General features: G+C 31.5%; 11 protein-coding genes. 6 read left to right on the forward strand and 5 right to left on the reverse strand.

Translation table 11 applies throughout. The features are described 5' to 3' along the window. The first annotated feature begins 45 nt into the window (after positions 1 to 45). The 4 genes from pyrR (at position 46) to FUA26_RS01610 (ending at position 2,822) form a co-directional block, all read left to right on the forward strand. The gene (gene pyrR / locus FUA26_RS01595; protein ID WP_147130757.1) at positions 46 to 585 is read left to right on the forward strand and encodes a bifunctional pyr operon transcriptional regulator/uracil phosphoribosyltransferase PyrR; all 540 of its coding nucleotides are present in this window, start codon (positions 46 to 48) and stop codon (positions 583 to 585) included. A 61-nt stretch (positions 586 to 646) separates the two neighbouring features. Further along, positions 647 to 1,576, forward strand: a complete 930-nt coding sequence (locus tag FUA26_RS01600) for an aspartate carbamoyltransferase catalytic subunit (RefSeq protein ID WP_147130759.1) — start codon at positions 647 to 649, stop codon at positions 1,574 to 1,576. Between the two features lie 3 nt (positions 1,577 to 1,579). Beyond that, on the forward strand, positions 1,580 to 1,912 hold the full coding sequence (locus tag FUA26_RS01605) for a ribonuclease Z (RefSeq protein WP_147130761.1): 333 nt from the start codon (positions 1,580 to 1,582) through the stop codon (positions 1,910 to 1,912). Positions 1,913 to 1,916: 4 nt separating this feature from the next. Further along, positions 1,917 to 2,822 carry a ribonuclease Z gene (locus FUA26_RS01610; protein ID WP_147130762.1) on the forward strand — a complete coding sequence of 302 codons (906 nt, stop codon included), beginning with the start codon at positions 1,917 to 1,919 and terminating at the stop codon, positions 2,820 to 2,822. Here FUA26_RS01610 and FUA26_RS01615 read toward each other — a convergent pair. Beyond that, positions 2,812 to 3,234 carry a hypothetical protein gene (locus tag FUA26_RS01615; protein WP_147130764.1) on the reverse strand — a complete coding sequence of 141 codons (423 nt, stop codon included), beginning with the start codon at positions 3,232 to 3,234 and terminating at the stop codon, positions 2,812 to 2,814. The two genes, FUA26_RS01610 and FUA26_RS01615, sit on opposite strands and share 11 nt — an antisense overlap. Positions 3,235 to 3,376: 142 nt before the next feature. Between FUA26_RS01615 and pdxH the strand changes: the two genes are divergently transcribed. Further along, positions 3,377 to 4,024 carry a pyridoxamine 5'-phosphate oxidase gene (gene pdxH / locus FUA26_RS01620; RefSeq protein WP_147130766.1) on the forward strand — a complete coding sequence of 216 codons (648 nt, stop codon included), beginning with the start codon at positions 3,377 to 3,379 and terminating at the stop codon, positions 4,022 to 4,024. 165 nt (positions 4,025 to 4,189) lie between these two features. After that, entirely contained in the window at positions 4,190 to 4,684 is a 495-nt protein-coding gene (locus FUA26_RS01625) for a CAP domain-containing protein (protein ID WP_147130768.1), read from the forward strand. Between the two features lie 261 nt (positions 4,685 to 4,945). On the opposite strand, the gene FUA26_RS01630 is transcribed toward FUA26_RS01625, so the two are convergent. The 4 genes from FUA26_RS01630 to FUA26_RS01645 all read right to left on the reverse strand — a co-directional run. After that, positions 4,946 to 6,874, reverse strand: a complete 1,929-nt coding sequence (locus FUA26_RS01630) for an OmpA family protein (RefSeq protein WP_147130770.1) — start codon at positions 6,872 to 6,874, stop codon at positions 4,946 to 4,948. A gap of 71 nt (positions 6,875 to 6,945) precedes the next feature. After that, positions 6,946 to 8,862, reverse strand: a complete 1,917-nt coding sequence (locus FUA26_RS01635; protein ID WP_147130772.1) for an OmpA family protein — start codon at positions 8,860 to 8,862, stop codon at positions 6,946 to 6,948. Between the two features lie 12 nt (positions 8,863 to 8,874). After that, entirely contained in the window at positions 8,875 to 9,804 is a 930-nt protein-coding gene (locus FUA26_RS01640; RefSeq protein ID WP_147130774.1) for a PorP/SprF family type IX secretion system membrane protein, read from the reverse strand. Positions 9,805 to 9,818: 14 nt separating this feature from the next. Beyond that, positions 9,819 to 11,978 (reverse strand): gliding motility-associated C-terminal domain-containing protein (locus FUA26_RS01645; RefSeq protein ID WP_147130776.1); only part of this gene is annotated, 2,160 nt, incomplete at its 5' end.

Consider the following 11,978-nt stretch of genomic DNA (forward strand, 5'->3'; position numbering starts at 1 on the left):
AAATTTTACATTACCTTTGTTCTCCAAACACGTTTGGATTAGTATATGAGTCAAAAAGTTTTACTAAACACAAAAGAAGTAAACATCATTCTTCACCGATTGGCTTGTCAACTTATTGAAAAACATAACGATTTTTCAAACACCGTTTTAATTGGTTTACAACCAAGAGGCGTTTATTTGGCAAACAGAATATCTAAAATACTTAAAAACGTTTACAATGTAAAAGATGTTAAACAAGGCCAGTTAGATATTACATTTTATAGAGACGATTTTAGAAGAGGTGACAAACCCTTAAAAGCTAATACTACCGAAGTTAACTTTTTAGTTGAAAACCAAAACATTGTTTTTATTGATGATGTTTTATACACAGGCCGTAGTATAAGAGCCGCTTTAACTGCAATTCAATCATTTGGTAGGCCTAATGAAATTGAGTTATTAACTTTAATAGACAGACGTTTTAGCAGACATTTACCTATACAACCAAACTACAGAGGTAGGCAAGTTGATGCCATTAATAAAGAAAAAGTAATAGTACATTGGCAAGAAAATGAAGGTGAAGATGCCGTGTATTTAATAGAAAAATAATACGTTTTAGTTTATTATGAAATAATTTTAAACTTAAAACATTAAAATTTAAACAAATAAAATGAGCGAATTAAGTGTAAACCACTTATTAGGAATAAAATATCTGAATCAAAAAGATATTGAGCTAATTTTTGAAACAGCCGATCATTTTAAAGAAGTGATTAACAGGCCTATAAAAAAAGTACCTTCGCTTAGAGATATTACCATTGCAAACCTGTTTTTTGAAAATTCAACCAGAACAAAACTATCGTTTGAATTGGCTGAAAAGCGCTTATCTGCCGATGTTATAAACTTTTCATCAGGGCAATCTTCAGTTAAAAAAGGAGAAACACTTATTGATACAGTTAACAATATTTTATCAATGAAAGTTGATATGGTAGTTATGCGTCACCCAAATCCTGGTGCAGGTATATTTTTATCAAAACATGTAAAAGCAAGTATTGTTAATGCTGGTGATGGAGCACATGAACACCCAACCCAAGCCTTATTAGATTCGTATTCTATTAGAGAAAAATTAGGTGATGTTGCTGGTAAAAAAGTAGTTATTGTGGGCGATATTTTACACAGTAGAGTAGCCTTATCAAATATATTTGCACTACAATTACAAGGTGCAGAAGTAATGGTTTGCGGGCCTAAAACATTGTTACCTAAATATATTAGTGAGTTAGGTGTAAAGGTAGAAACAAACCTGCGTAAAGCATTAAATTGGTGCGATGTAGCAAATATGTTGCGTGTTCAAAATGAACGTATGGATATTAGTTATTTTCCATCAACCAGAGAGTACACACAACAATTTGGAGTAAACAAAGCCCTGCTAAACTCACTAAACAAAGAAATAACAATAATGCACCCAGGCCCTATAAATAGAGGTGTTGAAATTACTAGTGATGTGGCAGACTCTAACCAATCAATAATTTTAAATCAAGTTGAAAATGGCGTAGCCATAAGAATGGCGGTAATTTATTTGTTAGCCTCTAAAATAAAACAATAAGCTATGATTTTTGATCAAAAAGACAATACAACTATAATAACCCAAGAAAAAGCTACTGTAATTGAGTTAGTTAAAAAACTTCAGGCATTATACCCAAAGTTTAAGAATAATAATGTAATTGTGAATTTAACTACGTTAAAACCTATAAAGCTAGAAGAACTTATTGAGTTTTTACAATTATCAAATACCCATAGAGCTTCAAAACATTCATTTATAATAGTTACTAATAAAGTAAATTTTGATGAAGTTCCTGATGAAATTGTTGTTGTTCCAACACTACAGGAAGCCTATGATATTATTGAAATGGAAGAAATGGAACGCGACTTAGGATTTTAATTTTATGAAATTAACCATTTTAGGCTGTTACAGTGCTACTCCAAGAATTTTAACCAATCCAACCTCTCAAGTATTAGAGATGCGCGGAAACATGTTTTTAATTGATTGTGGTGAGGGTACACAAGTACAGCTTAGAAAACATAAAATAAAATTTAGTCGTATAAAACACATATTTATTTCGCATTTACACGGCGATCATTTTTTTGGTTTAGTTGGTGTTATTTCAACTTTTAGATTATTAGGTAGAGAGGCAGATTTACATATTTATGGCCCAAAAGGCATTAAAGAAATCATTACTTTACAAATGAAGTTAGCCGATTCATGGACAAACTATAACCTTATTTTTCATGAATTAACAACAACCAATTCACAATGTATTTTTCAAGATGATAAAGTTGAAGTGCATACCATTCCATTAAACCATAGAGTATATACAAACGGTTTTTTATTTAAAGAAAAAGAAGGCGACAGAAGACTAGATATTAATGCTGCAAATGAAGCTAATATTGATGTGGCTTATTACCGTAAATTAAAACAAGGGTTTGATATAATTAATGAAAACGGTATTACTATTAAAAACGAAACTGTAACTAAACCTGCAAAAAAGCCCAAAAGTTATGCGTTTTGTAGTGATACAATGTACAAAGAAGATATTGTACCCATAATACAAAACGTTGATGTATTGTATCATGAATCTACTTTTTTAGAATCGCAAGCACATTTAACAGAGCGTACAAAACACGCTACAGCTAAAGAAGCAGCAACAATAGCCAAAAAATCTAATGCAGGCACATTAATTTTGGGGCATTATTCAACACGATATAAAGATATAAACGATTTTAAATTAGAGGCTGAACAAGTTTTTGATAATGTTGTATTAGCAAAAGATGGTAAAGTTTTTAACTTTTAAGCACAAGCTCTTCTAAATTAGAAATCCATTCAATAGCTTCATCTAAACTTTCACAACGTTTAATGCTTTTGTTGGTAATCATTTTTTCAATTGATGCATTACCAAATGCCAAATCACTATATAAAACAAAAGCACTAGCCGATACAATATTAAATTCTGCATCAATTTTATTAAAACTTTGTGGATTGGTAGAATAGGCATTAATTCTGTTGGCAATAACACCTATTTTAGAGTTCTTACCATAAAAGCTAACTAAATCTTGCATTAATTCTTTCAAATTCTCATAGTCAACATGAGCACCTTCATTAATTTCAGCTACATAAAAATTTTCACACAAGTAAAATGTGCCAAATGATAAAACATGTTTATAGCTGTGGTTATTTTTGAAATAATTAGTAGTTTCGAAGCGCATAATACAAACAATTAGTTATAGTTAATGTATTTAAAAAATAAGAGAGACGCTTATAGCAATATTAGCTTCAAAAATTAACACTAGTAACTAATATACAATATTTTATAAAAATATAACGTAAAGTTTTTTATTAATTTAATTTATGGAAAACGATTTAAGTAATTACAGAAAGTCTTATGAAAAAGGCGCTCTACTTTTAAATGATACCCCAGAAAATCCTATGGAATTGTTTCAAAAGTGGTTTTTTGAAGTTGATAAGTTTTTTACTGAAGATGAAAATAATGCCATGACTGTTTCAACAATTGGTTTAGATGGTTATCCAAAAAGTAGGGTAGTACTCCTAAAAAAATACACGTATGAAGGTTTTATTTTTTACACTAATTACTTAAGCGAAAAAGGAAAAGCTATAGCACAAAACCCAAATGTTTGTTTATCTTTTTTTTGGCATAAAGCTGAAAGGCAAGTAATTATTAAAGGAAAAGCTGAAAAGATAGCTAAAAATTTAAGTGATGGTTATTTTGAATCTAGGCCAAGAGGTAGTCAATTGGGAGCTTTGGTTTCTAATCAAAGTGAAATTATTGAAAATAGAAGCTATATTGAAAATAAACTTTCAGATTTAGAAAACACATTTGAAGGTAAGCACATACCAAGACCAGAACATTGGGGCGGATATATTGTTAAACCTGTGGAAATTGAATTTTGGCAGGGTAGACCTAACAGACTTCATGATAGAATACGCTATCAGTTACAAGATGATTATAATTGGTTGAAAAACCGATTATCTCCATAAATAACCGTTTAAAAGCTTTTTATTAACATTTTCCACTGCTATTAATCGATGAAAAACATAATAATACGATTAAGAGCTTGTTTTTAATCGATTTTAACATACTGTTAACACTTTATAAGTAGGTTAAGCTTAAATTTATAATACCAAATCTAAATTTACCTACTTATGAAGTTATTAGCTAAACTGCCAACATTGGCATTGTTTGCTGTATTATGCGTATCATGCGCAACAGACAGCATTGACGATAAAGTTGAATCGTTAGAGTTAAGTGCCATAACTCCGCAAACTAAAACTATTGAAATTGAAGTTTTAGAGCACATTAACAATCATCGCTTATCTATAGGATTAAATCCTTTAAATGATTTGCAAATAATAAAATCTGTAGCTTTTACACATACAGATTATATGCTTGATACGGGTGATGTATCACATCATAATTTTTTTACTAGAAGTGATTATTTAAAATCGAATGCTGGTGCAAAGTCTGTTTCTGAAAATGTAGCTTATGGCTACAGTTCTGCAGAAACTGTTGTAAAAGCGTGGTTAAAAAGTGATGGCCATAGAGCAACCATTGAAGGCGATTTCACAAATTGTGATATTTCTGCTGAACAAAACGAAAAAGGGCGTTGGTATTTTACCAACATCTTCATTAAAAAATAACGTTACAGTAATTAATTGTAACGTACAAGCATAACCTTATAATGTATTTTATTAGCGTATAGCTTATAGGCACGTTATACGTTTATTTTACATTATTAAGTGTTATATTAATAACTAAAAAGGTTATTAAATTTAGCTTTAGGTATATAAATCCTCTCTTTTATAAGGGAGGATTTATTGTTTTTAAAATATTTTATTAGTCCATAAAAAAGCCTTTATAAAATTATATAAAGGCTTTTAAGTGAGAAATGTATAGAATTTCTAATTGGTTTCATTTGATGTTATAATTATAAATTGCGTACGCCTATTCAATTGGTGTTCGGCTTCATTACATTTAGTAGTATTGTTACAATTATTTACCAATTGTTCTTCGCCATAACCTGTATATTCTTTAATTCTATTTGCAGGTACACCTTTACTAACTAAGTAATTAAACGTAGCATTGGCTCTTTTTTGTGATAATACTTTATTATAACTACTTGGCCCTCTAGAATCTGTATGCGATTCAATTTTTATATCAATATTAGGGAACTTAATTAGCATTATTTCAGCTATTTTATCTAATTCTTCGCTACTATCTTTTCTAATGTTAGAAGCATTAAAATCAAAATAGATAGTATTTAAATTACCAAGACTTGGAGTTTCTTTAATAGGTACAGGTTGTAAAGATACATTATTGGTTATTGTGGTTGTACTTTTTTCAATGTTCTTAGTTGAAACTTTTGTAGCATTATCAATAAAATTATCTTTAGTAACTTCAACCATATAATCTGTGTCTCTATCAACATTTATTTCATAATTACCATTTTCATCAGTAGTTAATTCGGCAATTTTATGGCCATTATAATCTTTTAAAATAACTTTAGCGTTTATTACAGGTGTATTGGTTGATGCATCTGTAATATGGCCTTTAAGTATTAATTGAGGTATTCTATCAAAGGCATAAATATCATCGCCGCCAACACCTCCATGTCTGTTTGATGCAAAAAAACCAGTTAATCCATTTTCATTCATAAAAAAAGAAAAATCATCTTTACTAGAATTTACTGGTATTCCTAAATTAACAATATTAGTACTGTTATTACTATTTTTTACTGCTGCAAAAATGTCTAACATACCTAAGCCTGGGTGCCCATCGGAGGCAAAAAACAAAGTACCTTCGCTATTAACAAACGGAAAACGCTCATTTTTTTCAGTATTAATGGTGTTTCCAAGGTTTACAGGTTTGCTATAAGTTCCGTTTTCTAATATTTCTACATAATAAATATCTGATCCGCCAATGCCACCTGGCATATCAGAAGCAAAATATAATTTTGTTTCATCGTGGTTTAATGCAGGGTGCGCATTTGAATACGCATTGTTATTAAAGCTTAATTCTTCAATATTTGTCCAAGAACCATTATCAAGTGTAGCTTTGTAAATTTTTAAATTACTTGTGCCGTTATTGTCTTTATCTAATTTGTTTTTCTTGAAAGATGTTCTAGAAAAATACATGGTTTTACCATTTTTTGTAATGGTAACAGGCCCATCATGATACACAGAGTTAACTTTACCTTTTAATTTAGATTTATTATTTACAATACTATCAGTAATACTATTTGTTGTGTAAATATCTAGAAAAGGTTCGTTATCCCAGCCATATACATGCTTAGTTGATGCGCCAACAGTTCTTGATGATGTAAAATAAATAGTACCATTATTTTGGTAAGCACCAAAATCACTGTATTTAGAGTTAAATTTTACATCTTTTAAAAAATACTGTTGTTTGGCATTAAATATGGTGTTTAAAAAATCTTTATCGGTATTTAATGTATTGGTATTAATTGTGCCACCAGCTTGCTTAAATTTTTGTAAATATGTTCTAGCTTCATTGTACTTGCCAACTGCACGCAAAACTTGAGCATATTTGTATAAATACTCTGTTGGTGCATTGTTTTGCTTTACAACTTTTTCATAATACACAACAGCACTATCTGCATTGCGCATATAAGCATAACTATCAGCAAGTTGCCTTGTAGCATATTCTGTATTGAAGTTTTTTTCTATGAGCTTATGGTATACCTCTGTAGCATTGGCAAAAGAAAAGGTGTTAAATAAGTTATCAGCTTTTTTTTGCGCGCCGTATTGTGCAAAAGCATTTATGGTAATTAGTATAGCAAAAGCATTAAATATGTATGTTTTTAATTTCATAGGGGCGAATAATTTAAATTAAAAAACTACTAGTAAGCTAGTAAAGGTGTATGTAATTACTAGCTTATTGGTTATTCCATTTTTACAACAATAAATTGAGTTCTACGGTTTAATTGATGTTCTTCTTCTTCACAATTTTCACCATCTTGACAACCGTTGGTTAACCTACGTTCACCAAAACCTTCATGAGCTGTAATTCTATCAGGGTGTATACCTTTTGATATTAAATACTCGTAGGTTGCATTTGCCCTGTCAATTGATAATTTGTCATTATACGTTAAAGATCCTCTGGAGTCTGTATGCGATTCAATTCTAATTACCATTTCAGGATAATCATTTTGCATAAGGTTAACAATTTTATCAAGTTCTAAGGCTGCATCTTCGCGTATATTATGCCTATTAAAATCAAAATAAATGGTGTTTAATTCAGCAAGCTTTATAACGTCTTGTACAGGATTTAAAAGCATATTTGCATCAATAGTAACAAGTTCTGTTTGTATGTTTTTTGATGTAAAATTTCTGTAATCGTCAATATATTTTTCTTGACTTGCTACTATTTTATAATCTTGATTTCTATCTATATTTATTTGATAGAAACCGTTTTCATCAGTTTCCATGTAGGCTATTTCATTACCTTTATCATCAAATAAGGTAATTTTGGCTCCTGCTATTGGGTTCATGTTAATAGCATCATTAACCACACCTTCAACATGTAGTGTGGGTTCTCGGTGATACGCATAGATATCATCATCACCTCTACCACCTTTTCTGTTTGATGCAAAATAACCTGTAATTCCGTTAGGATTCATTGTAAAAGAAAAATCATCTTTATTTGAATTAATAGGAATACCAAGGTTTACAACATCAACAAAATCATCATTTTCACCTTTAATAGTTGCGAAAACATCTAACAAACCAAGGCCTGTATGTCCATCGGAAGAAAAGAACAATACATCTTCTTGATTAATAAAAGGAAAACCTTCAGCACTTTCAGTATTAATTATACCTCCTAGGTTTTTTGGTTCACCTAAAGAGCCATCAGGATTAATATCTACTACGTAAATATCAGATCCGCCAAAACCTCCAGGTCTATCTGACGCAAAGTATAGTTTAGAATCGTCTTTATTTAAAGCAGCATGTTGTGTTGAGTAATTATCACTGTTTATTGAAAGATCTTCAACATCAGTCCAAGTACTATCACGGTATGTTGCACGGTATATTTTCATATTTGTCATACCTTTACTATCTTTTTTCTCAATATCTTTTTGGAAATTATTACTTGAGAAATACATGTGCTTACCATTTTTTGTAATAGTTACTGGACCATCATGATAAATAGAATTAACATCTCCTTTTAATTTTCCGGTATGATTTACGTTTCTTCTAGATTTTACATCAGTAACATAAATATCTAGAAAAGGTTGTTCATTCCAACCGTAAACACGTTTTATTGACACTCCCTCATCTCTTGCAGAAGCAAAATATACTTTACCATTATGCTCAAAAGCGCCAAAATCACTGTATTTAGAGTTGAACCTAACTCTGTCTAGAAAATATTGTTTTTTAGCACCAAAAACACTTGTTATAAAATTGATGTCTTTAGAAAAATCATTAGCATTTACAACGCCTCCAGAATCTTTATAGCGCTTAAGCCAAATATTAGATTCTTCATATTTTTTTATACCACGTAACGCTTGTGCATAACTATAGTAATATTCTACCGGTACATTGTCTTGTTTTACAACACTTTTATAGTATCTGGCAGCGTTTTTAGGATCTCTTAAATACGCGTAACAATCGGCTAAACGTCTTGTTGCGTAATCTTTATTATAGTTTTTTTGAATAAGTTCTCTGTAAACTTTAGCAGCTTTTACAAATGAAAACTTATTAAAAAGTGTATCGGCTCTTTTTTGCTTGCCTTGTTGTGCAAATACAGAAAGACTAAGTGTTAGCGTTATACAAACTAATATGTAATGTTTTAATTTCATAAAATGCCTTAATTAGAAATAACGTGGTGATTTTAGTTTAGAACTTAAGAACTTGAATTCATAAATTAAAAGTATCTCATGTGTTCCTGAAGTGTAATCTGCTATATCAGAAATTGGTTTTTCATAAGCATAACCAATACGTAATTGTCTAGATATTTGAAAATCTGCAATACCGCCAATAGCAGCTGTTTGTTCATTAATTCTGTAAGAACCACCTAACCATAATTTTTCATTAAATAAAAAGTTAGCAGTTAAATCATAAGATAAAGGTGCACCATTTGTAGCTTTAATTAAACCTGCGGGCTTAAATTTAATGCTGTTACTTAAATCTATAACACCACCTAAGGTAAAGTAGTAGCTAATACGCTCTAAAGCTTCAAAGTCATCGTTTTTATTGCTAAAATCGTTATTAAGAATTCTTGGAGCTGATAAACCTGCGTAAATTCTATCAGTACTCCAATAAATGCCAGCGCCAAGGTTTGGTGTCCATCTATCTTCAGTACCATAAATTAATGGGTCGTTTTGGTTATCAGGGTCTAATCTAAAATCAGTATCAAAGCTAAATTGTGTAAAACCTGCTTTTAAACCAAATGCTAATTTACCTTTGTAGCCTGTAGGAATTGCATATGAAAAATCGCCATATAAATAGGTGAAGTTTTGCGGGCCTAAATCATCTTCAATAAATGATAAACCTAAACCAATTCTATCATTACGTAATGGGGTATGAATAGAAAGTGTTTGCGTAATTGGCCCACCTTTAAAACCAACCCATTGGCTACGGTGTAAACCTACAATGCTTAAAGCTTCTCTACTACCTGCGTATGCAGGATTTATAGATATAGTGTTGTACATATACTGGGTGAATTGAGGTAATTGCTGTGCAATACCAGAAGCACTCCCAAACAATACTATAGTTATTATTAAATGTTTAATACGTGTCATAATAGGTTAAGGTTTTATTTGGTTCCAATGTAAAGAGGTCCTGTAAATGGCGGTAAACCACTATCTTTAATTTTTATTATGTAATAATATGTACCGTTAGGCACTTTACCAGCTGCACCTACAGCCGATTTTGAACTTGATCCATCCCAATCATTTTGATAATCATCAGATTCAAAAACTAAGGCGCCCCATCTGTTATAAATTTGAACTTGATATGTAAATCCGCACAAGTCAATACCAGCTATTTCAAATGTTTCATTGTAAGCGTCTCCGTTAGGTGTTAATGCAGTAGAAATTTCTACGTCTTTTTCACCACAAGGTAAAACCACACAATCTGCATGTACATTCATGGTTACTTCAGTTATACTTATACAACCATCATGTGTTGTGGTATATCTAAATAGGTAGTTTATACCACCACTATCAGGTAAAAAGTCTAAACTCAACTCTAAAGTAGAAGGGTCAAAAATGTTCTGGGTTAAGGTGGCATTTGTGTCACCTTCAATCATTTCCCAAGTACCATTTGTGTTTATATCACCAGGTATTAGTGTGTTCATATCAATAACACCTTCTTCAAAACACCAATCGGGAGCTACAATGTTAAAAATTTCTTCATCAAGTATTACATCTAAAGTTTGGGTGTAAACTGCTTCATTATTACACTCATCTCTAACGGTCCATGTTCTTACTATTTGATAATCTTCAAAAACACCTTCTTGGTACGTACTAGTTTCATTGAAAACTACTATGATGTTTGAGTTTGAAGAACAATTATCTTCAAATTCTAACTCCGGAATTTCAGGTATATCAGTACAGCTAACTTCTAAGTTTTCATCATATGATGTAGTTGGTAGCGGTGCTTTTGTATCTTGAACAGTAATTAATTGTGTATGCGTTGTTGTTAAACCACACGCATCAGTTGCTGTCCAAGTTCTTGCAATAATATAATTATTAGGGCAGTCACCATTAGTTATAGCATCTGCGCTTGTTACTGTAGCATCACCACAATTATCAGTAGCTGTTAGTGTTTCAGCATCAGGAATTGCATCACATTCAACAGTAATATTGCTTGGTAAATCTGAAGTAAATGTTGGTGCAGTAGTATCTTGAACAGTAATTATTTGCGTGTGTGTAGTTGTTAACCCACATGCATCAGTTGCTGTCCAGGTTCTTGCCAATGTATAATTTGAATCACAATCACCATCAGTTCTCACATCCTCAACAGTTACTGTAGCGCTACCACAATTATCGGTAGCAGTAAGTGTTTCTGCTTCAGGAACATTATTACACTCAACAACAATATTAGTTGCAGGTAAGGTTTCAACAAATGTTGGAGCAGTGGTATCTTGAACAGTAATGGTTTGTATGTGTGTATTTGTAATTCCACAATTATCAGTAGCGGTATATGTTCTGGTTATTGTGTAGTTTGAAGGACAATTACCGTTAGTAATAGTTTCTTCAAAAGTTACAGTAGCATCACCACAATTATCTGTAGCAGTTAATGCAACCGCTTCTGGTATTGCATTACATTCTACAGTTATATTTTCAGGTAATTCTGCCTGATCAAATTCAGGGGCTGTTGTATCTGAAACTGTTATAATTTGATCTGCAGCAAAAGTATTTCCGCAGGCATCAGTAGTAGACCATGTTCTTGTAATAGTGTAAGAGCCTACACAATTACCTTCAGTAATAGCATCGGAAAAAGTTACAGAAGGGTTATCATCACAATTATCTGTTGCGGTTGCTGTTCCGTATGAAGCAGGAGATAAATCGTCACTACATTCAGCTGAAACATTAGGAGGTAAAATTAATTCTGGCGCTGTAGTATCAACCACTGTTATTGTTTGTGTAAAATTATCACTAGTATTACCACAAGAATCTGTGAAGTTCCAGGTTCTAATTTGTACGTAACCATTAGGACAATCTGTATCTTGATTAACAATATCACTAACTAAATTTAAAACAGTAGCACTACAATCATCTGTAGCAGTAGGAGCTAATGAAAGTGCAGTAGTTAATGCACTAGCATCAGAACACTCAACAGTTCTATCTAAATCACCAGCAGTTGTCTCTACAATTGGCGCTTCGGTATCTTTAATTAAGTAAGTAGCTGTAGTAGTACTAGTAAGTCCACACTCATCAGTAGCCGTAAATGTAACAGTAACAGCACCGTT

This window comes from Seonamhaeicola algicola, assembly GCF_007997385.1.
GTDB lineage: Bacteria > Bacteroidota > Bacteroidia > Flavobacteriales > Flavobacteriaceae > Seonamhaeicola > Seonamhaeicola algicola.